The following is a 24,900-nucleotide window of genomic DNA, read 5'->3' on the forward strand; positions in this document are numbered from 1 at the left end:
TCTGCTTCTTTTTCATTGCTTTTTATGGTATAATAAGAGCAGTAAAAAAGGAGCAAAAGACATATGGCTGGTAATTCAAAAGATTCAAAAATCCTTGCGTACAAGGACATGATCAACCAACTGAATAAAACGATTTCCGCACAGACAGAACTGATCCAGTCTTTACAAAAAACATTGGAAGCAGACCGTCTGGAAAAAGAAAATCTTCGTCAGCAGATTGAATATCTCACGAAGAAGCTCTTTGGTACTTCCAGTGAAAAACGGAAAGATATCGATGGTCAGCTGAATCTTTTTGATGAAGCCGAGCAGGAAGCAGATCCGACATGGAAACAGGAACTTCCTGATGACATCACTGTTCCGGAACATAAGCGAAAAGCACGACGGACACATGCGGATCTCTTTAAAAATGTTCCTTCCTGCGACGAGATCATTTCTCTTCCGGAGGAGGAGCGGAACTGTCCAACCTGCGGAACGCAGATGGAATGTATTGGGAAAGAATTCGTCCGCCATGAATTCCGGTTTACCCCTGCCAAAGGGAAAGTAGTAAATATCTATCGTGAAACCTATAAATGCCCGGAGTGTGCCATATCAGAGGAACACCCGGATGATCAGACATTTGTCAAAGCGCCTGTTCAGGAACCATTGATCCCGGAAAGTTATGCATCGGAATCCGTTGTAGGATGGGCAATGCACCAGAAGTACCAGAATGGTCTGCCATTAAACCGGCAGGAATCGGAATGGAAGCAGCTGGGTGTCCCATTGAGCCGGGCTACGCTTGCTAACTGGATCATTTACTGTACCGAGAATTACCTCTGCCATGTTTATGATTATTTTCACCGTCAGTTACGGATGCGTAAATATCTGATGGCAGATGAAACTCGGGTTCAGGTACTGAATGAGCCGGAGCGCAATCCTGAAACAGATTCCTGGATGTGGCTCTTCCGCAGTGGAGAAGATGGGCTTCCGCCGATCCTGCTCTATCATTACACAGAGACAAGGGCAAAGTTCCATGCAGCATCTTTCCTGCAGGGGTTCCGTGGATATCTGGAGACCGACGGATACCAGGGTTATAACAATCTGCCGGATATCAAACGCTGCTCTTGCTGGGCACATGTGAGACGTTATTTCACAGATGCCATACCGAAAGGGAAAGAGTATGATTACAGCCTTCCGGCGGTGCAGGGAGTACAATTTTGCTCCAAGCTGTTTGATTGTGAGCGGTACTCAAAAGCAAAAAATCATCCTGCGGAGCAGAGAAAACAGTTCCGTCTTGAAAAGGAGAAGCCGATACTGGAGGCATTCTGGATTTGGCTGGATCAACAGCGTCCAAACAAGGGAACCCGTTTGGCGAAAGCGGTGAACTATGCCCAAAATCGGAAAGACACCCTGATGACCTATCTGGAAGATGGTCATTGCAGTTTATCCAACAATCTTAGCGAGAATGCAATCAGACCATTCACTGTTGGTCGGAGGAACTGGCTGTTCAGTGCCAGTCCGAAGGGAGCGGCCTCTAGTGCTATTGTGTATACAATGGTTGAGATGGCAAAAGCGAATGACCTGAATACCTACAAATATCTGACATACCTCTTATCACAGCGGCCAGACGATAAAATGTCAAATGAACAGCTGGAACAGCTTGCCCCATGGAGCGAGACTGCGAAAGCAAACTGTCAAAACTAAACATAGAGCAAAACGCTTGCATCTATCATTTTGGTGCAAGAGTAATTCATGGGCAGCGTAGCAATATTTTGCGCTTACAGACTAACTGCTTTATATGTATAGATATGAATTTTTGAAAAACTTATAAACTTTTTAAAATTGTAGCTAAATTTTCTTTATGCCATGAAGCACCCACCATTGTTTTGTTCACTTTAAAAGCTAATGTACCCTTTGATGTAGTAATTTCTAATTCGTAAGACATCAACTTTTTATTGAATTTAGTGCTTGCTATTTCTTCCTTAGAAACGAAAAGAAATGCTTCATCTTCTAATTTGCCCGTTACATTATTTAAACCGATAATAGCAATACCACTATCACTAAAGTTTATTGCGTAATACTGCATTGAAAGAGCAGTAGCAATCGGTCCAAGAGCATATGTGAATTTACTCGGAAATATAACTCCAATAATAGATGAATTTTCATTAAATGCAATATCCTTCTTCTTTAGATATTCTCTAATATCTTGTTCTTTTAGCATTTTAATATCCTCCTGTAAAATTTAATTTGTCATAAATGGTTATTCTCATTTTATCATTTGAAAAAAACGATTACAATAAATATCATACCATTATAAAAATATGTTTAAACGAATAACGCAGATAAACCGACAAAAATACACATTACTCCAAAAATCATACACATTACATTTTTGATACCGACTTTTTTGTTAAGTACGAAAGATGATGGATTTTTAGGGTTTATATATATACGATATTCATTTCCCTTAACCATGTCCTTATCTAATTTCTTAAAGCTATATGTGTTAGAACACTGACGGACATATGTTTTTCCGTTGTACTTGTATTTAAAAATAGGAGCATAGCTTGATACTGTTTTACTTAGATACGAATTATAGCCTTGATAGACCCCCATAATTTCTTCATTACAAATAGCAACAGATTTAATATTATGATAAAAAATCATCGTAATCATTCCTCCTATTGTAACGCCTATTAATACAAATGTATATTTAGCTCCGCCTGGGATAAGAAAACATATAAAAGCTAATAAAAGCCCACCGAATATCAACGCAAGAAACTTAAATGATTCAGGATCCATCTTATGCATTTTTTGTTTAAAAGCCATATAAACAATCCAACCAAAAGCTGCTACACAAAATAATAATTTTAATCCTTCAAAGTCCATTGTTTATCTATTCCTTTCCTTCAATCTTACTTACTACTATGTTTCCTATGCGTTAATGTCAAAGCAAGATATTTTTAATTCTTAATCTTTTTCATTATTTTGATTTTGTTTTTTCCATTCCTTATAATCTTTTTTTGCTTCTTGTTGTCTTTTAACATCTTCCATTTTTTCTAAAATCGCTTCTACATCTGGTTGACTGTGCTGTTCTGGTAGAGAATAGAAAATAATGTTATCATCATTTGTATATACTGAAATATTAAAAACCAAAGCACTTTCTACAATTTCTTGCATGATATAGGAAATTTCTTCTGCATATTCTTCGTCTGTTTTTCCCTCGTTAAGATATATACTTGTTTCTATTTCGTATTCTCTTTTTTTCAGATATTCTTCTACACTTTCCTTACCATTCCATTCTGTTGTGGTTGTATGCCCTTGAACTTCAATTTGATAATCTCTTATAAAAGGCTTATCTTGAAATAAAGGAGTTGCAAGTTCTTTTATTTCATCAGAAAAGTAATAAACATGGTAACTATCCTCAAAAAGTCCAGTATTTCGTGTATATACAGTAGCAGTTTGAGAAGAATTTTCTTTACTGGAAACTTCTGCCATAATCCAGTTCAATCCTATTTTTTCTTCTTTATACTTCTTCACTTCTGTAATGATAAATTCTTCATTGTATTTGTCCTTTAATTTGGATAAGATATATTTTTGTGCTTCTTCACTAGAGTTAAAATCATGCGAATAACCACTACAACCATTTAATATTCCCAAACAAAGCACGCCTGCAATAACACCTAATAAAATTTTTTTATATCGCATAATCGCCACCTCTATGTGATTTGATGATTTAATACAGTTCTACAAACTGGAAGTTACAAGTCAGTTAAAAAAATTTTTGAAATACCTTTTTTCTGAAGTTTGTATTTTTGAACTTGAGATAATGGAATTTCAAATGCTGTGCTTGTCTTTGGGAATTTATTGTTCAATATATCATCATAGAGAACGGTAATAAATTTCCCCCATTCTTTTAAGTCAGTTATCTTTGTTGAATCGTCTAAGAAAGCATAACCATCACTTAAATAAAATATCTCTAATGCTAGTGCTAAATCACAACTGGGGGCAGCAAGTATTTGTTTTGGAATTTCAAATCCGTCATCCCAGTTGTATTCATTTAGTTTACTTCTTAAATCATTATATACCATTTTTATATCTCCCAAATTCTAATTTACTGCACTACAAACTGGAAGTTGTCTATTTAAAAGAAAATTACTAAATATCTTTTTAGCGGTCATTTTAATTCTCCCATAGCTACCTTAATCTATTAAAAGCTCTTAATCTATCAATAAAATCATCTAAGGCTTCTTCCTCATCTAAATAAATATCTTGTGAATTTGTAACCTTACTAGCCCGTTCATCTGTTGCATAAACAATCCACTTATCATTCTCACGCATTAACACAACTTCATTTTCTCTATCATCTTTCCTTTCATTCATATTATAACCTTGTAATTTCTCGTCCTGTATCATTTTTATTGCTTCTTTTATGTTCATGTTTCATGCTCCTATTTTTGTACTACAACTTCTAATTTGTCCGTTTCTTCATATCCATATTATAACAGTTCCACATATCCGCTACAATGAAAATCTATTCAGCAAGCCTATTTTTTCGGCTGTCCCTGCGGTGTATGGTTCTGTGGACTGCCTGCGTTCTGGTTGCCTTTATTCTTCAATATAATATCCTCTGCCTTTACATACCAGTCCACATCTGCACCCGTATAGGTCTTTCTTGATACCGTATCGGCTACGGGATTGACAAGTTCCACGACTGCATTGTACGGAAATTCCCTTAACGATACTTCTGGCGGTACAGACACGGGGATAATTCCACCATGCAGACTGCATTTCAAATCATAGATACGTTTTTTAAGTTGGGTACTCGGTGTCCCGTCCTCATTCTGCAAGAACACATCACGCACCGCTGTAAATTTTAATTCTCCAAATGTTTTCTCTTTGTCAATGACAAACCCGTTTGATAATCTCATAAATTTTTCACTCCTTTACTTTTCTTCAACTGCTACAATATCATCAGCAAGCAACACATAATCGGTATGTCCCATATCCCCGATTGCGTAGCCTCTGCCATATAACTTCGGATTAACAAGTTTTACTTTCTGCTCATACTTGAAATGCTTTTCGCCAGCCTGCACGGGAATTTCCACCACAACATTTTCGCCTTTCTGTACGTCGGAATAAAGGTTATAGCTTCGTCTGGTTAAGACCCTGCGGTTATTTTTATCTTTTTCAAAGACTGGCTCGCTTTCGCCTGCAAATTCAAGAGTTCCAAAAGACTGTGCCATATCTGGCACGACATATTTCATTTCCATATTGTTTTACCTCGTTTCTTTCTATTTTTGATAAATTGATAGTGATTTCTTATTCTGGCGGTTCGGGAAGTACCAGCAATCCCACCGATAGTAAAGGGTAAAATCAATGCTTACGCACCCTTGACTATCCGTGTTCTTGCAGGTTGTTGGCAGACAAGCCAGAATAAGCGGAAGTCTGCCGTTTGACAGCTTCGGCGGAGAGCGTGATTTTCCTTTTCTCATACCATTACCGCCTTATGATTTCTTCATTTTACGACGTTTGTAGAAGAAGATACCTGCCAGTCCAGCACCAGAAGTTAAAAGAAGTGCAAGCAGTCCGTAAAGGTTTGTGTTATCGCCCGTTTTGGGACTGTTGCTAGGTTGGTGTGGCTTTTCTGGTGTCTGTGGTGTTTCGGGTTTCTCTGGTTCTTCTGGCTTTTCCTTAAAGGTAATCGTCTGTCCCTCGTCGTCAATGTCCTTATGCTCGGTAACTTTCTTCGGCTCGTCTGGATTGCTTAAATCGTACAATTCTTCAAAAGTTACAAGCTGTTTGCCGTCAAGAGAAGTAGCGTCAAAGGTAAAGGCAACTTCCACTTTCATAGTTTCGCTGTCAGCAGTAAAAGTATAATCACTTTCCACACGCTTTCCATTGATAAGAAGCTCGGCATTTTCTTCTTTCAACATCTGCCAGCCCACAAGTTTGTACTGTGTACCGATTTCTAAGCCCTCTAAGGTTACGGTATCAATGATTGTTACCTCTTTTCCTGCTTCAAGCTCTTTGTTGCCGTCCTTGTCGATAGCAGTCGTATGAATTTTGATGATACGCTCTGTGATAAGTACCGTCTGTCCGTCGTCCTCAATGTCCTTGTGTTCCGCAACTTTTACGGGTTCGTCTGGATTGCTTAAATCATACAATTCTTCAAAGGTAACAAGGTTCTTGCCACCTAAAGCAGACGCATTGAATGTATAGGAAATTTCCACTTTCATTACTTCATCATCAGCGATAAAGGTATAATCATTTTCTACACGCTTTCCGTCAATGATAAGCTCGGTGTTTTCTTCCTTTAACATCTGCCAGCCTTTGAGCTGATATTTTGTGCCTTTTGTAAGTCCGTCTAATTTGACGGTATCAACGATTGTTACCTCTTTTCCAGCAAGGATTGTCTTTTCGCCGTCCTTGCTGGTCGCTGTGGTATGGATAGAGATTTCTTTTTCGTATTCATCAGTCAGCGTTCCTAAATCAATCACAAGGTTATTTCTTGATACCACGATTTCAAAAGGTGGGATAAGTTCAAAGCCTTTGTTGTTTTCGCATTTCAATTCTTCAATGATATAAGTATCGTAAGGTAACGCACCTTTGCTGTCGTCTGGTTCAGAAGTCCCAAACCATACACCGTCCTCGCTGGTCTTGCCTGCGTTGGTATTGTGCTTATGGGAAGCCCAGTCAGCAGAAGTGGAGAATTGCCCGTTATCATCAGTTACTACAACATGACTTTCCCCAGTCGTCTTGCTTGTGATCCTAAAAGGAACATCAGCAAGACGCTTGTGTGTGCCTGCACCGATTTTTACGCCCTCAATATCTCCACGCTTAATCTGATTATAGATAGAATGGGCTTTGTCGGTTAAGTCCACGATTTTTCCATTTTCTGTGATTGTAAAATCAATCGGCTTTGCACCGTCAGTTAAGTAACCGTCGGGAGCTTCACTCTCAACAATACGGAATTTTCCATAAGGTAAGAGGTCAGCAGAAGTAGAAGCGACACCCTCAATATCGGTACGAATTGTCTTTACCACTTCATTTTTCTTGTATAGCTTGCCCTCAACCAAAACAGAATTATCATTTAAGGAAATGATGTCAAAAGCAGTATCTTTCAAGGTTGCACTTCCTTGTGGCTTCATATCGCCCGTTTCTAAATCTCGCTTCTGAATTTTCACACCGCCACGGATAACCTTGTCTGATACGGAAAACTGGTTTCTTCCAGATAATACGGCAAGGTTGCCGTCCTCGGCAATCTGTGTAAGGTATAAGCCTTTTATCTGTTCGGACTTATCGCCAGCCTGCATATATGCACCCTCTAACAAGTAGCCGTTTGGAGCTTTTGTTTCTTCAACGGTTAGTGTTCCTAAAGGAAGAACTGCTTTACCGTCCTGCATATAGAAACTGTCGCCAGATACCTTGTAAGCGTCCCCTAATTTTGTGATGTAATGAGTTGTCCCGTCGCTGTCTGTTTCAGCGATTGTCTTTGTAACCCATGTACGAGTAGCTTTTTCTGGAAAATTGTTCTTGTTGTAGTAACCGTCATAATACTTCCATGTAAATTCCGCACCTGCTAAAGAAGCGTTTCCCTGCGGATTGTCGTTCTGTGTTTCCATATCAATCTTGAAAAGCTCAATCAAAGTGTCCGTTACTTTCGGCATATCAGATACGTTCAAAGTCGCTGTTTCGCCAGCTTTGATTGTTAATGGATAGATTGTTTTATCTACTTTATATCCTGCTGGTGCGGATAATTCCTTGATATAGACTGTGCCAGCCGTTACCTCTACAACATCTGTATTTCCATTTTTATCAGTCGTAAGGGTGGCAAGCTGTTTCGTGCAGTCCTTATCAGAAAAGACACCGTATGTTGCACCTGCAATAGAGTAATTCCCGTTACCGTCTGTAATGCTGGTGTTACTGGAAGTCTTTTGTAGTTTTGCATTTCCGACATTCAGTTTCGCCCAGAATTGTCCTAATTCCTGCCCCTCGCCAGAGTAGATATAACCGCCACATTCATAGCGTCCTTTATTCTCTTTGACAAAGGCTCTCGCACCAGAGAAAACTTCGTCCTGCGTTGCCTTTGGAATTTCATCATAAGAAGCTCGCACGTTGTCGCATTGCCAGCCAAGATGTACGCTCAATCTCTGCCAGACAACAAGCTGTCTTAAAAGGTAAGCGTGATTTTTGCTTATTCCGCTGTGGCTGTCTGTGTACTGTTTTACATATTCGATAGATAAGGCAACGTCGCTTATCTGGTCGGTACTCATGCGTGAGCTTGCGTCAGTTCTGGTTTTGTAACCATTCTTAAAATCTGTGTTAATGTCGATACAGTAAGCGTCCTCGCCCTCGACGGTCAAATGTCCCTCATTAAAGGTAGAACCAATCGAACCGTCATTCATTACTTTTTCAACGATACCGACACGCTCTTTTGACTCCGTCCAGTATTGCTTACTTTCTGCATGAACGGGTGTAGTCGGTAAAGCAGTAACGACAGTTGCAAGAGCTAAGAAGCCCGTACATAATCGTTTCAATGTCTTTTTCATAAATCTAATGCTCCTTTCATTCGGGTAATAAAATAGCCGTCCAATAAGAACGGCTGAAAATAGAAAAGGAACGTCATGTTAGGCGTTCCATAGTCTATAAGTTATTCAATTTTTTCTTGTTTCAATACTGATGTGCTGTACCATATCTTTGCATATCTAGGAAAACTTGCGTATCAAGGCTCATTCGTTAGTAGTAAATAAGTAGTAAATTGATGTGTTTATTTCCTTGAAAATGCTGATAGATACTGTGTTTTAGCGGATAATCAGATTTTTATTGTGTTTTTCAAAATAAAAATATTGCTGAATTTTTGCCAAGCTATGGAGATGGAGTTTTGTTTCAGCAGTACGTTGGAGGCAATTTATCCGTACCGGGAAGTGCAAGATACCAGTATAAGGATAAAACGTGGTATAGTACGAAAATAGCAATGGTCGGAAATGAAATGAAAGTGAAGGTATGGGAGAAGGACAGCGAAGAGCCGTCACTTTGGACAGGAACAGCAGAATTTTCAGGTATTAAAGAAGGTGGACTCAGCCTTTACTATATGGATTTCCAAGAATCGGCAGCACAGTTTGATAATCTGAAAGTATTAAAATATGAAGAAGGGGCAACTGAGGAATATCAAGATGACAAAACTGCACCATCATTAGCAGCTATTGTTACGGGAAATCAGGAAGAAGATGGAAGTTATAACAGTGAAGTAAGCATAGCTTTAGAAGCAAGTGATGCAGAGTCAGAAGTAGCAGAAATAGAATACAGTATCAATGGTGAGGAATATGCACAATATAAGAAACCATTAAAAATTCAGGAAAGTGGAGAGTATAGGGTTTCATATCGAGCTATAGATAAAGCTGGTAATATTACAGATACCGAGGAAGTACAGATAAAAATTGCGATAGATCAAGCATCAACGGTTATTTTTGAGGATAATTTTGACTCATATGAAACAGGCACATTTGCAGATCTTTCGAAAGGCTATCAATTGACACATCCAGATGCATTTGAGATTGAAGAAGGAAGCGATGGCAATAAACAATTAAAAATAAAAGGAGTGAATGGGCAGGCAGTACGCTTAATAAAACCGGATACTTGGGATAATTCCGTCATGACATTTGATTTCAAGTATGAAAATCCATTGACTTCATACGGTGGGGTATATGTAAGTAATTACTTCCAGTCATTTGGACCGGATAACATGTACCACTATCCGATTATTCCGGAGTGGGGCGGCATCTTTTTACAATCGTTTGTAAATGGAAATGTTCAGGAAGTAGGAAAAATTGAAAACGACAAATTTAGAGTGATAAATGGAGAATGGTATTCTGTTGAGGTACAGACATCTACGAATTATATGGCGTTTAAAATTTGGAAAACAGGGGAAGAAAAACCAGCAGATTGGATGGCGGAAAGTGAAGTGTCAGGACTGACTGGCGGAGGCGGTCTGGAATTATCTTTCACGGATCTTGCAGGAGATAACAGTGTGCTATTTGATAATGTGGAAGTGAAAGCGTTTGGGTATGGCGGAAATGATCAAACGGAGGTGAAGTTTATTTCAAACCCGAAAGATTTAGATATCCGTGTCTTTGATGAAAATGGGCAAGATGTAAAAACGGACAAAGAGTCGGTATATACACTCGCATCTGGGAACTATACATATCAGGCATCCAAGGAAGAATATCAAGAAATACTCGGAGGTTTCGGTGTTTTAGGTGAATCACATAAAACAGTCTACCTTGATCTGACGAAAAAATACAAAAAGGCAGACAGAACAAAATTGGATGCTCTAATTCAAGAAGCTATGAAGATTCAGAATTTAGAGATTTACACAGAAGACAGCGTGAAAGAATTTGAAACGGCATTGGAAAATGCAATAAAATTACCGGACACAGCGACACAGGAGGAAGTGGATAAAGTGGCGCACGCATTAAGAAATGCAATGGATGGATTGACCATAAAAGAGGAAAATAATCCTCCAACGAGTGAGGATGGGAAGCCAAGTGGAAAACCAGATGGAGAGCCGAGTGGAAAGCCAAGTGAGGGCGATACTTCTGGAAAAGGAGATGAGAGCAGTCAGGCAGCGGTAGAAACAGGGGATCATACAAGATGGCTATGGTTGTCGTTGTTGGTATTAGTATCAGTAGGAGTATTCTCGCAAAGATTCCATGGTAGAAAAGAAAAATAGTTGTATTAACAGATAAAGGGGTATGGAGAACAACCATATCCCTTTTGGCGGTGAATTTATATTTATGAATTATGTGTGTTGCGGTAATCACCCGGACTTTGTCCGGTAAATTTTTTGAATATTGTAAAAAAGTAACTGACGTTAATAAAGCCGACAGAGTTAGCTATTTTTGCGCCTTTCAATGTCGTTGAGGTCAAAAGAGAAATCGCTTTTGTGATTCGGATTCGGTTCAAATAGTCGTTAAAATATTCTCCTGTAGCATGAGCAAATTCACGTCCAAGATATGCAGGATTCACATCTAATTGTGCAGCGAGTGTTTTCAAAGAAAGATTACAGTCATCATAGTTTTTAGAAATGTAATCTAATGTATTCTGCACGAGAAATGAATAGTTTGCATCCGGTTTTGTGTCTACTTCATGTTCGGCTAGTGAGAGAAAGAATGTAGTTATGTTTTTCTCCAATTGCAGAACAGAATCAGTTTGACTAATAATCGAAAAAGCGGTCTGTTTTTTCTGTATCAACTCGGAATTTAAATAAGAATTCATGTAGTTTGAGTGAAAAACATAGGAAACCAATTCAATCAGGTGATATTTTAACAGTTCCGTACCTGATGTTGTATCGACAGCAAGTAATTCGGAGAAATAGTCATGTATAGTAGAACTAATTTTTTCTTTATTGCTATCTGCCATGTAGGAGAGGAAATCAGAGTACTTGACAGAAGGGAGAAAAACCGTTTTTGAAAGTTGATGTTCTACAGAATCACCTAAAATTAATTTCTTCTCGATTTTAGAAGTTGCATCATTGTAGGACTGCGAAAGCTGGCTGCTATGATTGGCTTCGTTGCCGAGTGCAAAAATAGTTTGTTGTTTGGTTTCACAGTTCAGTCGATCAGAACATTTAGAAAGTGTTTGTATGTAATCGTTCTCTGTAAAGTTATTTGCGGAATCTTTAAAAAATATGATTATATTGTCATTTCTGTCAGAAATAATATAGCTAGTACAAAATGACGAACAAATTTCCTGACAGGATCTTATGGCGGGGTGCAGTGAACGCAAATTTTCGCTTTCTACAAATTTTATGATTCCGATACGCATATGCATACAGTGTAAAGAAATACCGATTACCTGACATTTCTCGCGCAATTCCTTAGAGTCAATTTTATTGTGTACAACCCGAAGAAGTATATCATCGTGGAGTGCGTGAATACTTTCTTGAAATTGTTTATGATGAATATACAGGTCGTCGAGTGTCTGAACAGCAGAAATAATCGTGTTAGTCAATTCATCTTGATCAATGGGTTTTAATAAATAGTTAAGTGCACCGAGTTGGATTGCTTTCTGAACATATTGGAAATTGTTATAACCACTTAAAATGATAAATTTTGGGGGGGGGAGTCTAAATGGTTACACAGCTCGATTAGTTCTAAACCATTCATATTGGGCATGGAAATATCAACAAGAACAAGATCAGGTTTTTCTTCCTTGATGGAGAGATATGCTTTCATTCCATCTTCTGCCTCTCCAATAATTTCAATTCCATAGATTTCCCATTCAATTAAATTCTGAATACCGTTTCGAATCAGAATTTCGTCATCTACAATCAGTAGTTTGTACATAATTTTCCAACTCCTTCTTTTCTTTTGCTGGTAAAGTAATTGTAACAGTAGTTCCTTGATAGTGGGTGCTGTTTATAAAAATTCCATACTGTGTGCCGAAAAGCATCTGGATGCGCGTGTGTATGTTGCGCAAAGCTACGCCGAATTCTGAAAATTCTTGGATGCCCTGTATATGTAGGTTTAACTTTTGTAAATCTGTTTCGGCAAGACCGGTTCCATTATCTGTGACAGTAATAGTCAACAATTCATCAGAAACAGTGAACTGAATGGAGATACATAAAGGACGATTATTTGGAGATCCATGAGAAAGGGCATTTTCGATAATCGGCTGCAAAGTAAAACGTGGAATCCCTAAATAGTAAAATTGGATAGGCACATCAAACATGACAGTTAGTTGATCTTGAAAACGAAATTTCTGCAGGTCAAGATAGGATTCTATGTATTCCATTTCATCTTCAATGTATATTATATTCTCATCAAAGTGAATCATCCACTGGAAAAGATTTCCAAGTCGTTTTAACATCTCGGAGGATTCATAATCGTCATTTTTAAGAGTATGCATTCGGATACTCTCGATCGTGTTTGCAAGAAAATGCGGATTAATTTGTGCTTGTAGAGCATAGAGCTCAGCGGTACGCCGCTGTGTTTCCGAAAGATAGTGTTTTTGAATGTATTCATCTAGTTTATTACTCATAGTATTGAAAACATTGCTCAATTGACCGAGTTCGTCATTGGAGTTAACTGGAAGTTTTAAAGAAAAATTTCCAGTACTAATATTTTCCATGGCATGAGACAATTTTTTAAATTTTTTTGCATAATAGTGATACAAAAGAAAGAACACAAACATTGCGACTATAATTCCTGCCCCAGTTATAAATACAGAATACAAGATGATTTGTCTTGCGTCTGCGTTTTCTTTTTCCGTGTCTAAGATGCTGATAACCTCAAGTCCGGAAAGACCTATTTGTTTTCGAGAGATCAGATTTTTCTTATCCAATTCCATTGAAGAAATGGAATCATCAAAAAAGCCAGCTTTATTACTGAAAATGATAGTGGAATCACTATTGATTACATAATAGTCTCCACTTGAGGTTTCCATCAGTTTTTGGTAGGAAGATTCGATGTCATTAATGGAATAATTGACCATCAAATATCCTAGCAGGGGTCGGGAAGTATCGTTCATGTTGAAAATTTTTGTAATAAAAGTGATTACCGGTTTGGTTTCTTTTTTGGAAGATGCCAAATAGGGCGGTGTGGCGTCGTAAATTGCTGTAATTCCAGAATCAGAATCAGAAAAATCTTTTATGTAAGAAAGTTTGTTAAATTCAAAACCTAAATATACACTGCTTCCACTTGCTGTAGAGTGAGAAAAACTATTTTTTCCATCAGCGGTAAACAGAATCACGTCCTGTATATGTGGATCTGCAGAAGTAAGAGCTGAAAGATAGTTTGTAATTTTGTTCAGATGTTTTGGCGTGTAAATATCTGAAGGATATTGTCGGGTTAAAGCGATGGAATCTGCAATATAGTCACTAGAGTGTAAAAGAGTGCTTTGATTAAATATGATGTTATATCTTGTTTGGAAAAAATCGTATAACTTGTCGGTGGCTTCTTCAATTAGTAAGTAGTTCTTTCCCTGAAGGTTCCGTGTAAAATGGTTCACAAGGAAAGTGGTCGAAAAGATAGAAATGAAAACGACAACCAACGATGTCAAGAGTGCTATTTTCATAAAAATACTGGAAGTAAACAATTTTTGCAACTTTTTCATAATGCATATTCCTCTCTGTTTATAATTATTAAACAAATTCTATAATAAGCAAAAAGAGAATGCAAGGGAGGATATGTTTTTTGAAATATATATATAATTTCTGAAATTGTATTCTGATATTGACTCAAATATAATGAATATAACAAAACAAATCGATTTGAAAAGAATAAAATAATCAGGAGGAGATAAGGATGAGAAAGAGAAAAGCATTTGCAGCTTTGATAATGGCAACCTGTCTTGCAGTGACCGGACTTGCAGGCTGTGGGAAAGAAAATGGAGCATCAGATGGAGGAAAAGACGGAGGTAAAACGACGATTACATTGGGCGTGTTTGAGACAGACAATATTACGGCCGAAATCTGGCAGAATATGATTGATTCATTTGAAGAAGAGAATCCAGACATAAAAGTAGAGAAAGTTCTGGCAACTGGTGATGATCGTCAGGCATTTTGGAAAACCATGTTAAGCGGTGGGAATTTTCCGGATATTGTAATTGAAGCAGAATTGTTGGCTCCAATGGAAGGGGTATTTACCGAAGTGCCGAAAGATGTTCAGGAATTGTTTGATGAATCACTACTGACAGGATATAACGGAAAGTGTATCACAATACCTTCATTTAGACAGTATAAAATGCAATGTTATTATAATAAACAAATCTTTACAGATTTAAACTTGCAAGAACCACAAACATGGGAAGAATTTTTGAAAGTTTGTGACACATTAAAAGAAGCAGGAGAAGTTCCTCTTATGTGTGGAGGCACAGGAGATATTTGGGCAACAGGAGAACCATTTTGGATAGCAGAGGGAGATACAAGCCTGTTAGCGAAATATCCAGACTTTAATGAAGGACTGAAAGATGGAAAATATAAATGGAATAATGAAACAACTGTTGATGTGCTGACACAGTGGAAAGATATGATTGATAAAGGGTATTATTATGAAGGAGCAATGTCATTGAGCTATAGTCAGGCAGCAGAGGAGTTCAAAAAAGGCACTGCAGCAATGATTGTAGATGGTTCGTGGATGGCAGCGGGATTGGATGCAGAAAATAGTGATGAGTTTGGCGTATTTGCACTTCCTACAATGGATGGAAGCAAGATTACTGTATCAGATGCTTCTTATTGGGGAGTGTCAGAACAGTCTAAGAATAAAGACGCAGCTTTTGAATTTATCAAATATGTGTTTGGAGAAAACACAGAACCATATAAAGCATATTTACAATCGGACGGATTATATTCGACAACAAAAGAAGAAGTGACATATGAGCAAGGACCTGTTACAACAAAAATGTTGCAAAATGTTGAAGGGTGGGATAGAGTTCAGGAAATTGTAAAACTTCCGGGCGATGCTGCAACACCAAATGGAATGCAGTCATTCATGGATAAATCATTCCAAAATATTTTTAATGGTGCGGACGTAAAAACAGAAGTGGAAAGTTGGGATACTGAATACCAAAGATTATTAGATGCACAGTAAAATATAAAAATGTGAGAAAGGCTTCTGTAAATTCATATTACAAAAGGATTTATAGAAGCCTTTTCCTGAGAAGAGAGGATGTAGAACATGAAAAAAAATCGGATATCTTTTGCTTTTGCAGCACCGGCCTTTATTATTTATACAGGTTTACTTATTATTCCGATCATTATGGCTTTTTATTTTAGCATGTTTAAATGGAATGGATTTAATGAAATGGAATTTATCGGAATCAAAAATTACATGGATGTTTTTCGTGATGCACGGTTAGGGAATGCAGTGCAGAACACACTAATTATAGCAGTAGTCGTTATTTTAATTGTCAATGCGTTAGGACTTGGTCTTGCAATGCTTGTAAATAAGGCAACCAAAAAGAGTAATTTTTTCAGAACGATTTTTTTTATTCCGTTTGTACTTAGTACGGTAGCAATTTCTTTTGTATGGAAAAGTATTTTGTCGTATAACGGAGTATTCAATGGATTGTTGGAATCATTGGGGCAAAGCGAATTGATTGGAAATTGGCTTGGTGAAAAAGGTCCTGCGATTGTTTGTATCATCATTGTAGAAATTTGGAGAACGCTTGGTTATCATATGATGTTGTATCTTGCAGCGTTGCAGACTGTTCCGGGTGAATTATATGAGGCATGTACAGTAGATGGTGGAAACAGATGGAACAAATTCACAAATGTAACACTTCCACTTATTGTTCCGGGAATGTCTGTTAGTATACTCATGAGTATCATCAACGAGCTTCGTATGTATGATGTCGTAAAGATTATGACAGATGGAGGACCGGGATATGACACAGAGACGATTGTATACAACATTGTATCACAAGGATTTTCAAATAGTATGGTAGGCTATTCTTCAGCAATTTCGGTAGTATTATTTGTTGCGATAGGTGCTATTTCCATATTTGTAGTGACAGCAATGTCGAAGAAGGAGGTAGAGATGTAATGCATTCAATGAAAGCAAAAAATAAAATAGCAAATATTATACAGACTATTTTTCTAGCTATATTGGGGATTATCGTATTACTTCCAATCTATATTGCGATTGCAAATGCATTTAAACAGTCAGATATTATTTTAAGCAAGCCGTTATCAATTCCGATGCCACCGATTTTGGACAATATTAAAGATGTATTAAATAGTCCAAATACCAATTTAGGGGAAATGTATACAAATTCGATTATATTGATGGTGGTAAGTACGATACTGACGATTTTAGTGTCATCTATGGCATCGTATTATCTTGCGAGAGTAACATCAAAAATATCTAAAGCTTTACGGATTTATTTCCTCATTGGAATTATGGTTCCGTATGTAATTGTATATCTTCCGCTGTGTATCCTTTTACGGCATGCAAATATTCCGTTTGGGGTGCCTGTGTTGATACTTGTGTTTGTATCAGGAAATATTTCGTTTGCGACATTTATGTATACAAATTTTATCCGTTCGCTTCCGAAAGAATTAGAAGAGGCAGCGGCGATTGATGGTGCAGGGAAATTCACATTATTTTGGAAAATTATCTTCCCATTGTTGAAACCGTGTACTGCCACAATTGCAATTTTTGTAGGACTTGGAGTGTGGAATGATTTTCAAACTCCGTTGCTGTTGGGACAGGTAAAAACGATTACAGTTGGAATCTATACAGCAGTAGGACCGCATTCAGCAAATTGGGGGATTGTATTTGCATATGTATTGTTCGCAGCACTTCCTGTAATCATAGCATATCTATGCGCTCAGAAGAATTTTGTAGAAGGTCTGACAATGGGCGCATTGAAAGGATAGTGAAAGGAGTTCAATAGATAAAGATGGCAATTTTAAAATTACAGCCTTCCTACAAAGATTATTTGTGGGGAGGCACACGCCTAATACATGAATATAATAAATCATTTCAAGGAGAAAATCTGGCAGAGACATGGGAACTTTCATGCCATAAAGATGGTGAAACTGTGATTTCCAATGGAAAAGAAACAGGCAAAACTTTGAGTTCATATATTGCAGAAAATGGATATGAGCTATTAGGAACAAACTGTAGAAAAGAAAAAGAATTTCCAATTTTAGTAAAAATGATTGATGCAAAAGAAGATTTGTCTGTTCAGGTGCATCCGGATGACTGGTATGCGGCACAGCAAGAGGGGCAAAAGGGAAAGACAGAAATGTGGTACATTATGGATTGCGCAAAGGATGCATTTATTTATTATGGATTTTCAAAGCAAATATCAAAAGAAGAATTTGAAAATAGGATTCAAAATAATACATTGTCAGAGGTTCTTCAAAAAGTGTATGTGAAAAAGGGAGATGCACTCTTAATTGAGTCGGGAACAGTACATGCAATTGGAAAAAATATTATGGTTGCAGAAATCCAAGAAAATTCAAACGTGACATACAGGATTTATGATTACGGAAGAGTTGGAAAGGATGGACAAACAAGGAAACTGGATATAGAAAAAGCTCTTGAAGTGACCAATCGAAATCCGATTGTACAGATAGAATCGTTTTCTCCTCATCTTGTGAGTTGTGACTATTTTACCGTAGATAAGGTGTTTTTGGATGGTATACATATGAAGTCATTAAGTGGGTTCGTAGGTCAGGATTCATTTGAGCATATTTTAGTCTTAGATGGAAGAGGGAATATTCAGACAAGTGATGATATCCAAATGATACAGAAAGGTGATAGTATTTTTCTACCAGCAGGAAGTGGAAAATTTGAGCTAGAAGGAAGCATTGAGGCGTTAATTACAAGGGTTTAGAGGTGTGAAAAGATGAGTAAAAAAAAGACCGGATATGTGATTCCACATACACATTGGGATAGAGAATGGAGATATCCGATTTGGGAAAATAGGATGTATCTGCGAGATTTGATCGAAGAGCTTTTGGACACATTAGAAAACAATGAAGAGTATAAAAGCTTTTTATTAGATGGGCAAGTTGTGGCAGCGCTAGATTTTCTTGAAGTATGTCCGGAAGAAAAAGACAGATTGAAAAAAATGATTCAGAATAATCGAATTCAGATTGGTCCGTGGTATACTCTTCCAGATTTATATCCGGTTTCTGGAGAATCTATTATTCGAAATTTATTAAAAGGAAAAGAGGAATGCGAGAAGTTAGGCGGATATTTAAAAATTGGATACGAGTCGTTTGGATGGGGACAGCCATCACAGCTCCCGCAAATTTATCAAGGATTTGATATAGACACAGTTATTATTTCTAAGAATGTAGATAAGACAAGAGCGCCGAAAAGCGAGTTTCGATGGATCGGGGCAGATGGAACAGAAGTGCTTGCAACAAGGCTTGGCGATGATGCAAGAGCCAACTTTTTTATGAATGCATATTTACAAATTATGACAGGAAAAGCATACAAAACAGAAGAGTATGAATATCAATATGGTGTGGATGGTCAGATTTATCATCAGGCAGATGATAAACAGTATATTCAGGATTATTTCCGTATAGAAAATACAAGTTATATACACAAAGAAGAAGTAAAGAATGCAGTAGAAAAAGCTTGGCACGGTATGCGAGACTCATGGCTTGTGGATGATCGAGCGATGATGGATGGGACAGACTCCACTACAGCACAGCCGGAACTTATGGCATTGTTAAAAGAAATCAATGAACAATGTGAAGAAATTGAATTTAAGAGTTCTTCGTTGGAGGAATATGTTCAGATTTTGAAAGAAAAACTGCCAATGGACAGATTATTAAAGATTCATGGGGAAATGCGAGATGGTCCGACAACTTCTCTTTCAGGAAATGCGCTGATGACAAGACCACATATTAAGACGTTAAATAGGCAGATACAAAATAAACTTTTTGGACAGGCGGAACCTATGGCAACGGCTCTGTACATGATGGGAGAAAAATATGAAACCCATTTTTTAGAAGAAGCACAAAAGTATCTGTTGTTATCGCATCCCCATGACTCAATCAATGGTGTGACTCAGGATAAAACAGTAGAAGATGTGTGTTATCGACTGCATCAGGCGGGAGAACTTGCAGATATAGTTTACAATCGGAGTATGCAGAAAATTTTACAAAAAATAGATTTTTCAAAATATGGAAAAGAGGATATTTTATTTGTTGTGTTTAATCCAACAGCAAAACCGCGCAAGGAAATTCTAAAAGTGTATGTAGATACACCACAAAGCAAAAACATATGGGATTTTAAAATTGCAGATAGTGAGGGGACGGTAAGAGAAATTCAGGAAATTGGTAGAACAGAGGTAGTTTCACCGGTAGTAGATTTGCATTCCAGACCGTTTCCGTATTATACAGATCGTCATACAGTTTTGTTTGAGACAGGAGAAATACCAGCAGGCGGATACCAAGTATATTCCTTAGCGGATGGTAATTCATTTGTGCGAAAAACAAAGTTTTGGGCAAAGACAAGAAAAACAAAAGGTGAGGAAATAGGTCTTGGATGTGATGAGATGGATAACGGCATTTTGAATGTGAAAGTGAATCCAGATGGAAGCATTACCATTTGTGATAAAAGAACCGGAGAAGTGTATGGTCCGCTTAACTATTATGAAAGTACGGGGGATGTTGGGGATTATTGGATGTACTATCCACCATATAATAACCAGACCTATACGAGCAAAGGAATTCAGTCATCTATTTACATGTTGGAAAATGGCAGCTTGTCAGCGACAATTGTGTCGGAGATAGCAATGGAACTTCCGAGGTTTGCATACCGTCCAGAAAATTATATACACGGGGAAAGCAAGAGATGTGAAGAAAAGGGAACGGTAACGATTGCAACCTATTATACACTGAAAAAAGGAAGCAGTCAGGTTGAAGTAGAGGTTAAATTGAATAATCAATGTCGGGATCACAAGATGAGTGTTGTGATGGATACAGGCGTAGATACTCAAACCGTAGATGCGGAGGGACATTTTGTTGTAGATCATCGTAAGATGTTCCCATTAAAAGATGATAATGGTGCATATTTCAATGAACTGACAACACAACCAATGCAAGACTTTGTATCCGTATATGATGGCAAAAGAGGAATGGGAGTATTGACAGATTGTCTTGGCGAGTATGAATTTCGCAAATCAAAATCATTGTCATTTACCCTGTTTCGTGCAGTGAGAAATATTATATGTACAGAATTTAGAAGTGAGGGGTATTTTCCAAATCAAGATGGGGGACAGGTGCAAGGGGGACTAGAGTATCGTTATACAATTGCACCTCAAAAGGGAACTTATGAAGAAGAATGTTTTGCAGAGCGTGCCGAGCAAATGAAAGTTCCGTTGAAACCAATTCAAACATCTGTACCGAATATGGGAAAGAGAACACTTCCTTTGAAACACTCTTTTTATGAAGTGGAAGGAAATGTATCAGTATCTTGCTTGAAATTAGCACAAGATAAATCGGGTGTGATTTTACGTCTCTTTAATCTCAGTGCAGACCAAGAAAGGGTTGTTGTGAAATTTGATGCGGATGTAAAGGCAATTGATGTAGTAGACTTGAAAGAGGAGTTTATTGAAAAACTGGAAGTCAAAGCAGGTAAGGCTCAAGTTACGGTAGGAAGCAATAAAATCTGTACATTAAAAATTGTGTTGTAAAATAAGGAGAATTACGATGAAAAACTGTTATCCAGGAATTGGTCAGATAGATAATATGATTGAATTATCACAAACTTCAGATGGAAGTTTTATAAGTGGAAGGGAAGGCGTAGAGGCTGTTTATACTCCTCTAGATAAAAAAACAGAATTTGTATCTTTTGCAGATAAAACAATGTGTTACATCAAATCAGCTATGGGGTATCCAGCGTGGTATAAGGTGCCAGAAGTCCTATATGAAGGGCCGGCAACTGCAATATTGATGGATTTGGATGGAACAAGTGTGAAAAGTGAAACCTTCTGGATGTGGATTATCGAACAGACTATTGCAAAGTTATCAAAAAACTCCAAATTTGAATTAGCGACAGAAGATGAACCTCACGTGTCTGGACATTCTGTGTCAGAACATTTGCAATATTGTATTAATAAATATTGTCCTACAAAGACTGTGGAAGAAGCGAGAAAAATTTATTTTGCCATAACAGAATATGAAATGAAAGAAATTTTGGAAGGAAGGGGAAGACAAGGAGCATTTACACCTGCATCAGGACTGAAAGAGTTTTTATATACAGTGAAAGATCATGGCATTCGCATCGGTCTTGTTACCTCTGGTCTTTATACAAAAGCGATGCCAGAGATTATTTCAGCCTTTCGAACATTGAACATGGGAGATCCGCTGGAGTTTTATGATGCGATTATCACTGCTGGAACGACATTTGGAAATGGACAGACAGGAACTATCGGTGAACTTGCACCAAAACCGCATCCGTGGCTTTATTCAGAAACGGCAAGAGTTGGTCTTGGAATTACAGAAAAGGAAAAAACAAGAGTGGTAGGGTTTGAAGATTCCTCAGCAGGTGTAACAGCAATTCGTCTTGCTGGATTTGAGACTATTGGAATTAATGGAGGGAATATCCATGCAAGTGGAATGGATTCACTTTGTATGAAACAGTGCGATTTGCTTGAAGAGGCATTACCATTGTTGATAAATGGATAAAAGATAATTTGTGCTTGTAGCAGCAATAGCTATTTGTAGCGGTTTTTGGATTGTAAAATCACATGTTGCTATAGAACATACGGTAAAAATGGGATACTCCGTGCATAATATGGAGCATCCCATTTTTCGTAAAAAGGAAAGGGCCGGTCTTTCGACCGGCGTTATGAAAAAAGAAACTTAAAGGTTTTATCCTTTATTCAAGTATTATAATACTATGAAAATGTGATGAAAATGTGTTTAAAAAGTGACATCTTTGTTAAAGAGAATTACAAAACAATATCTGTAGAATTTCGTGTAATCAATTGTGCGTGAAGCAAGATGGTTCCGATTGATACATTATTCAACAGGCTGTCTAGTGCATAATAGCAACATTTTCCGAGTTCAATCCGGTTCTGACGAATTGTGGTAAGCGGTGGAGAGGTGTAGGCACAGAGAGGCAGGTCATCAAAACCAACTACGCTGATGTCTTTGGGAATACGGTAACCTAGTTGCTGGCACTGCACAATGACAGCATTAGCAATCTGGTCGTGGCTGCATATAATTGCGGTCATTCCCATGTCCAAAAGACGTGGCAGATGTTTTTCAATACATTGTGTGATGTAGTAAGAGGCACCTGCGTAATTCGGCTCAGTCTTTAGGTCATTTTGTTTCATGGCATCAAAAAATGCCTTATGCCGCACTTGCATGATGTAGGAACCGAGTGCACTGCTGAGGTATCCGATTTTGTGATGCCCAAGTTTTTTCAGGTGGGACACAGCAAGTGCCATCCCCTCTTTGTTGTCAATTCCAATGGAAGCGATAAATGGGTTGGCTGGTATGTAGTTGTCATAAAGAACGGTAGGAGTGTGGCTTGTCTTGAAATCTTTCATCCAAGGATCGTTGAGAGAAAAGCCGAGTACAAATGCTCCTATGTAATCATTTTGTAGCATAAACACGTCATAAGGCATCTTTTTTTGTATTTGCTCGGTCATCTCGATAACGTCTACAACAAAACCAGCAGGCTCTGCCATCTGCCGAAAGCCGATGATAAAATCATATCCAAATTGATGTGGTTCTTCGTATTCCATATTTTCTATAATGATACAAAATTTTTTTGCCTCATTTTTCTGTCTCCGCAATCTGGAGTAACCCATTTCAACAGCAGTGTCTAAAATTGTTTTTCGTAAAGTTTCGCTAATATCTGGCGCATTATTGATTGCTTTTGATACAGTTCCTTTGGAAACGCCTAGCTTATCAGCAATATCCTGTATTGTAGCCATATGATCCCTTTCTGTTTTTTAAATCTCAATCAAAATAGTATCTTTTATTATATCGAAAATAAAAGAAAAAATCAATTGTTTAGAATAGATTTGTTTCGGAGAATAATTTTATAAAAATATGAGATGGTTAAAATATACAAAAATTGATGAGAAAAACTGTGAAAAGTAGAGAAAGTGATATGGAATATTGACGTTTTTAATGTTGTGAGTTATATTACAAATAACGAAACAATACGAAACAAAGGAGACGAAAAATGAAGAAGCGAGGAGTGGCATTATTGATGGCGGCAGTATTTGCGGTTGCAAATCTTTCTGGATGTGGAAGAAATGCAGGTGGAGATGGCACGCTTGGTGAGAAAGAAAAAGTACGTCTTATGGTCTGGTCACCATCGGAAGATCAGTCAAAAGAAAGTGGGGAATGGCTACAGAGTACTTGTGAGAAGTTTGCAAAGGAACATCCGGAATGGGATATTACATTTGTATATGGAGTTGCAGATGAGGCGACTGCGGCGAGTCAGGTGGCACAGGATCCGGAAGCGAGTGCAGATGTATTTATGTATGCGAACGATACACTTACAACAATGACAGATGCGAAGGCATTGGCAAAGTTTGGAGGCAAGTATCGAGAAGAGATTGAAAATACGAATTCAGAAGAAGTATTATCGTCCCTGATAAAAGATGGGGATTTATACGGGGTACCATTTACGACGAATACGTGGTTTATGTACTATGATAAAAGTGTTTTTTCGGAAGAAGATATTAAGAATCTGGATAGCATGTTGAAAAAAGGGACCGTGGCATTTCCGCTGACAAACTCATGGTATACACCGGCATTCTATATTGGAAATGGTTGTACCTTGTTCGGAGATGGAACAGATGAGTCAAAAGGTGTCGATTTTTCAGGGGAGAAAGCGGTTAGTGTGACGGAGTATCTGGTGGATTTAGCTGCAAATCCGTATTTTAAAATTGATGCGGATGGTTCTGGACTTGCAGGCTTACGAGATGGAAGTATCTCAGCTATTTTTTCGGGTTCTTGGGATGCGAATGCTGTGAAAGAAGCGCTAGGTGAGAATATGGGGGCTGCTGCACTTCCTACATTTACTGTGAATGGAGAGGAAAAACAGATGATGGCATATGCTGGTTCAAAAGCAATCGGAGTGAATCCGTACAGTAAGAATATGGTTGCGGCAGTGGAACTTGCAGTGTACCTTGGTTCAGCCGAGGCACAGATGAGTCATTATAAGCTCAGAAATGTGATTCCGTGTAATACAGAGTTGCTTGCAGATGAGACAATTGCTTCAGATCCACTTGTTTCGGCACAAAATAATACATTCAATCATACTTCAATTTTGCAGCCATTTGTGGCGAAGATGAATAATTGTTGGGTTCCAGTTGAAAATATGGGAAAAGGAATCCGCAATGGAAGTGTGACACACGAGAATGCGGCAGAACAGACGGAAGCGATGAATGAAGCGATGAATAGTGATGGAATTTAAAAGGGGTGAA

The 24,900-nt window shown here is 37.9% G+C and carries 22 protein-coding genes; 9 read left to right on the top strand and 13 right to left on the bottom strand.

The window, feature by feature from the left end; all coding sequences use genetic code 11:
• Nucleotides 1–63: 63 nt before the first annotated feature.
• A complete protein-coding gene (locus ACTQXY_RS03075; RefSeq protein ID WP_441658215.1) occupies nucleotides 64–1,680 on the top strand; it encodes an IS66-like element ISRgn2 family transposase in 1,617 nt (538 codons plus the stop codon).
• Between the two features lie 121 nt (nucleotides 1,681–1,801).
• Here the strand turns inward: ACTQXY_RS03075 and ACTQXY_RS03080 are convergent, their stop codons facing one another.
• From ACTQXY_RS03080 to ACTQXY_RS03120, 9 genes are all read right to left on the bottom strand, one after another.
• Nucleotides 1,802–2,197 (bottom strand): hypothetical protein, encoded by a 396-nt coding sequence (locus tag ACTQXY_RS03080; RefSeq protein ID WP_441658216.1) that lies wholly within the window; start codon nucleotides 2,195–2,197, stop codon nucleotides 1,802–1,804.
• 104 nt (nucleotides 2,198–2,301) lie between these two features.
• Entirely contained in the window at nucleotides 2,302–2,865 is a 564-nt protein-coding gene (locus ACTQXY_RS03085; RefSeq protein WP_441658217.1) for a DUF3592 domain-containing protein, read from the bottom strand.
• Between the two features lie 81 nt (nucleotides 2,866–2,946).
• Entirely contained in the window at nucleotides 2,947–3,684 is a 738-nt protein-coding gene (locus ACTQXY_RS03090) for a hypothetical protein (RefSeq protein ID WP_074142322.1), read from the bottom strand.
• A 53-nt stretch (nucleotides 3,685–3,737) separates the two neighbouring features.
• Nucleotides 3,738–4,067 carry a DUF4274 domain-containing protein gene (locus ACTQXY_RS03095; protein WP_055169970.1) on the bottom strand — a complete coding sequence of 110 codons (330 nt, stop codon included), beginning with the start codon at nucleotides 4,065–4,067 and terminating at the stop codon, nucleotides 3,738–3,740.
• 106 nt (nucleotides 4,068–4,173) lie between these two features.
• Nucleotides 4,174–4,416 carry an Imm59 family immunity protein gene (locus tag ACTQXY_RS03100; protein ID WP_016728906.1) on the bottom strand — a complete coding sequence of 81 codons (243 nt, stop codon included), beginning with the start codon at nucleotides 4,414–4,416 and terminating at the stop codon, nucleotides 4,174–4,176.
• Between the two features lie 107 nt (nucleotides 4,417–4,523).
• Nucleotides 4,524–4,907, bottom strand: a complete 384-nt coding sequence (locus ACTQXY_RS03105; RefSeq protein WP_117788315.1) for a YdcP family protein — start codon at nucleotides 4,905–4,907, stop codon at nucleotides 4,524–4,526.
• A gap of 15 nt (nucleotides 4,908–4,922) precedes the next feature.
• Nucleotides 4,923–5,249 (bottom strand): YdcP family protein, encoded by a 327-nt coding sequence (locus ACTQXY_RS03110; protein WP_002323337.1) that lies wholly within the window; start codon nucleotides 5,247–5,249, stop codon nucleotides 4,923–4,925.
• Nucleotides 5,250–5,270: 21 nt separating this feature from the next.
• On the bottom strand, nucleotides 5,271–5,471 hold the full coding sequence (locus ACTQXY_RS03115) for a hypothetical protein (protein WP_118591557.1): 201 nt from the start codon (nucleotides 5,469–5,471) through the stop codon (nucleotides 5,271–5,273).
• 12 nt (nucleotides 5,472–5,483) lie between these two features.
• A complete protein-coding gene (locus ACTQXY_RS03120) occupies nucleotides 5,484–8,528 on the bottom strand; it encodes an SrtB-anchored collagen-binding adhesin (RefSeq protein WP_441658218.1) in 3,045 nt (1,014 codons plus the stop codon).
• Nucleotides 8,529–8,860: 332 nt separating this feature from the next.
• Here ACTQXY_RS03120 and ACTQXY_RS03125 point away from each other — a divergent pair, with 332 nt between their 5' ends.
• Nucleotides 8,861–10,708 carry an OmpL47-type beta-barrel domain-containing protein gene (locus ACTQXY_RS03125; protein ID WP_441658219.1) on the top strand — a complete coding sequence of 616 codons (1,848 nt, stop codon included), beginning with the start codon at nucleotides 8,861–8,863 and terminating at the stop codon, nucleotides 10,706–10,708.
• 62 nt (nucleotides 10,709–10,770) lie between these two features.
• On the opposite strand, the gene ACTQXY_RS03130 is transcribed toward ACTQXY_RS03125, so the two are convergent.
• From ACTQXY_RS03130 to ACTQXY_RS03140, 3 genes are all read right to left on the bottom strand, one after another.
• Nucleotides 10,771–11,802, bottom strand: a complete 1,032-nt coding sequence (locus tag ACTQXY_RS03130) for a helix-turn-helix domain-containing protein (RefSeq protein WP_441658220.1) — start codon at nucleotides 11,800–11,802, stop codon at nucleotides 10,771–10,773.
• Nucleotides 11,803–12,074: 272 nt separating this feature from the next.
• Entirely contained in the window at nucleotides 12,075–12,323 is a 249-nt protein-coding gene (locus tag ACTQXY_RS03135) for a response regulator (RefSeq protein WP_441658221.1), read from the bottom strand.
• Nucleotides 12,298–14,091, bottom strand: a complete 1,794-nt coding sequence (locus ACTQXY_RS03140; RefSeq protein WP_441658222.1) for a histidine kinase — start codon at nucleotides 14,089–14,091, stop codon at nucleotides 12,298–12,300. The genes ACTQXY_RS03135 and ACTQXY_RS03140 overlap by 26 nt, the downstream gene beginning before the upstream one ends.
• Before the next feature lie 191 nt (nucleotides 14,092–14,282).
• Between ACTQXY_RS03140 and ACTQXY_RS03145 the strand changes: the two genes are divergently transcribed.
• From ACTQXY_RS03145 to ACTQXY_RS03170, 6 genes are all read left to right on the top strand, one after another.
• Nucleotides 14,283–15,566 (top strand): extracellular solute-binding protein, encoded by a 1,284-nt coding sequence (locus tag ACTQXY_RS03145; RefSeq protein ID WP_441658223.1) that lies wholly within the window; start codon nucleotides 14,283–14,285, stop codon nucleotides 15,564–15,566.
• 87 nt (nucleotides 15,567–15,653) lie between these two features.
• Nucleotides 15,654–16,520: an ABC transporter permease subunit gene (locus tag ACTQXY_RS03150; protein WP_441658224.1), complete on the top strand. Its 867-nt coding sequence runs from the start codon at nucleotides 15,654–15,656 to the stop codon at nucleotides 16,518–16,520.
• Entirely contained in the window at nucleotides 16,520–17,356 is an 837-nt protein-coding gene (locus ACTQXY_RS03155; protein WP_441658225.1) for an ABC transporter permease subunit, read from the top strand. The genes ACTQXY_RS03150 and ACTQXY_RS03155 overlap by 1 nt, the downstream gene beginning before the upstream one ends.
• A 23-nt stretch (nucleotides 17,357–17,379) precedes the next feature.
• The gene (locus tag ACTQXY_RS03160; protein WP_441658226.1) at nucleotides 17,380–18,321 is read left to right on the top strand and encodes a type I phosphomannose isomerase catalytic subunit; all 942 of its coding nucleotides are present in this window, start codon (nucleotides 17,380–17,382) and stop codon (nucleotides 18,319–18,321) included.
• 12 nt (nucleotides 18,322–18,333) lie between these two features.
• The gene (locus ACTQXY_RS03165; protein ID WP_441658227.1) at nucleotides 18,334–21,141 is read left to right on the top strand and encodes a glycoside hydrolase family 38 N-terminal domain-containing protein; all 2,808 of its coding nucleotides are present in this window, start codon (nucleotides 18,334–18,336) and stop codon (nucleotides 21,139–21,141) included.
• 16 nt (nucleotides 21,142–21,157) lie between these two features.
• Nucleotides 21,158–22,135, top strand: coding sequence for an HAD hydrolase-like protein (locus ACTQXY_RS03170; RefSeq protein WP_441658228.1), 978 nt, complete (start codon nucleotides 21,158–21,160; stop codon nucleotides 22,133–22,135).
• 266 nt (nucleotides 22,136–22,401) lie between these two features.
• On the opposite strand, the gene ACTQXY_RS03175 is transcribed toward ACTQXY_RS03170, so the two are convergent.
• Nucleotides 22,402–23,394, bottom strand: a complete 993-nt coding sequence (locus tag ACTQXY_RS03175) for a substrate-binding domain-containing protein (protein ID WP_441658229.1) — start codon at nucleotides 23,392–23,394, stop codon at nucleotides 22,402–22,404.
• Between the two features lie 254 nt (nucleotides 23,395–23,648).
• On the opposite strand from ACTQXY_RS03175, the gene ACTQXY_RS03180 reads away from it, so the two are divergent.
• Nucleotides 23,649–24,890 (top strand): extracellular solute-binding protein, encoded by a 1,242-nt coding sequence (locus tag ACTQXY_RS03180; RefSeq protein ID WP_441658230.1) that lies wholly within the window; start codon nucleotides 23,649–23,651, stop codon nucleotides 24,888–24,890.
• The last annotated feature ends 10 nt before the right edge of the window (nucleotides 24,891–24,900 follow it).

The organism is Faecalimonas sp. LCP19S3_D12 (assembly GCF_052121495.1).
Taxonomy (GTDB): Bacteria; Bacillota; Clostridia; order Lachnospirales; family Lachnospiraceae; genus Faecalimonas.

Bases quoted from the DNA above. Each gene is read 5' to 3' on its own strand.
- ACTQXY_RS03170 (WP_441658228.1), top strand. From the start codon at position 21,158: ATGAAAAACTGTTATCCAGGAATTGGTCAGATAGATAATATGATTGAA.
- ACTQXY_RS03155 (WP_441658225.1), top strand. From the start codon at position 16,520: ATGCATTCAATGAAAGCAAAAAATAAAATAGCAAATATTATACAGACT.
- ACTQXY_RS03150 (WP_441658224.1), top strand. From the start codon at position 15,654: ATGAAAAAAAATCGGATATCTTTTGCTTTTGCAGCACCGGCCTTTATT.
- ACTQXY_RS03075 (WP_441658215.1), top strand. From the start codon at position 64: ATGGCTGGTAATTCAAAAGATTCAAAAATCCTTGCGTACAAGGACATG.
- ACTQXY_RS03130 (WP_441658220.1), bottom strand. From the start codon at position 11,802: ATGCGTATCGGAATCATAAAATTTGTAGAAAGCGAAAATTTGCGTTCA.
- ACTQXY_RS03105 (WP_117788315.1), bottom strand. From the start codon at position 4,907: ATGAGATTATCAAACGGGTTTGTCATTGACAAAGAGAAAACATTTGGA.
- ACTQXY_RS03115 (WP_118591557.1), bottom strand. From the start codon at position 5,471: ATGAGAAAAGGAAAATCACGCTCTCCGCCGAAGCTGTCAAACGGCAGA.
- ACTQXY_RS03090 (WP_074142322.1), bottom strand. From the start codon at position 3,684: ATGCGATATAAAAAAATTTTATTAGGTGTTATTGCAGGCGTGCTTTGT.
- ACTQXY_RS03100 (WP_016728906.1), bottom strand. From the start codon at position 4,416: ATGAACATAAAAGAAGCAATAAAAATGATACAGGACGAGAAATTACAA.
- ACTQXY_RS03120 (WP_441658218.1), bottom strand. From the start codon at position 8,528: ATGAAAAAGACATTGAAACGATTATGTACGGGCTTCTTAGCTCTTGCA.
- ACTQXY_RS03085 (WP_441658217.1), bottom strand. From the start codon at position 2,865: ATGGACTTTGAAGGATTAAAATTATTATTTTGTGTAGCAGCTTTTGGT.
- ACTQXY_RS03110 (WP_002323337.1), bottom strand. From the start codon at position 5,249: ATGGAAATGAAATATGTCGTGCCAGATATGGCACAGTCTTTTGGAACT.
- ACTQXY_RS03080 (WP_441658216.1), bottom strand. From the start codon at position 2,197: ATGCTAAAAGAACAAGATATTAGAGAATATCTAAAGAAGAAGGATATT.
- ACTQXY_RS03140 (WP_441658222.1), bottom strand. From the start codon at position 14,091: ATGAAAAAGTTGCAAAAATTGTTTACTTCCAGTATTTTTATGAAAATA.
- ACTQXY_RS03160 (WP_441658226.1), top strand. From the start codon at position 17,380: ATGGCAATTTTAAAATTACAGCCTTCCTACAAAGATTATTTGTGGGGA.
- ACTQXY_RS03175 (WP_441658229.1), bottom strand. From the start codon at position 23,394: ATGGCTACAATACAGGATATTGCTGATAAGCTAGGCGTTTCCAAAGGA.
- ACTQXY_RS03180 (WP_441658230.1), top strand. From the start codon at position 23,649: ATGAAGAAGCGAGGAGTGGCATTATTGATGGCGGCAGTATTTGCGGTT.
- ACTQXY_RS03095 (WP_055169970.1), bottom strand. From the start codon at position 4,067: ATGGTATATAATGATTTAAGAAGTAAACTAAATGAATACAACTGGGAT.
- ACTQXY_RS03145 (WP_441658223.1), top strand. From the start codon at position 14,283: ATGAGAAAGAGAAAAGCATTTGCAGCTTTGATAATGGCAACCTGTCTT.
- ACTQXY_RS03135 (WP_441658221.1), bottom strand. From the start codon at position 12,323: ATGTACAAACTACTGATTGTAGATGACGAAATTCTGATTCGAAACGGT.
- ACTQXY_RS03165 (WP_441658227.1), top strand. From the start codon at position 18,334: ATGAGTAAAAAAAAGACCGGATATGTGATTCCACATACACATTGGGAT.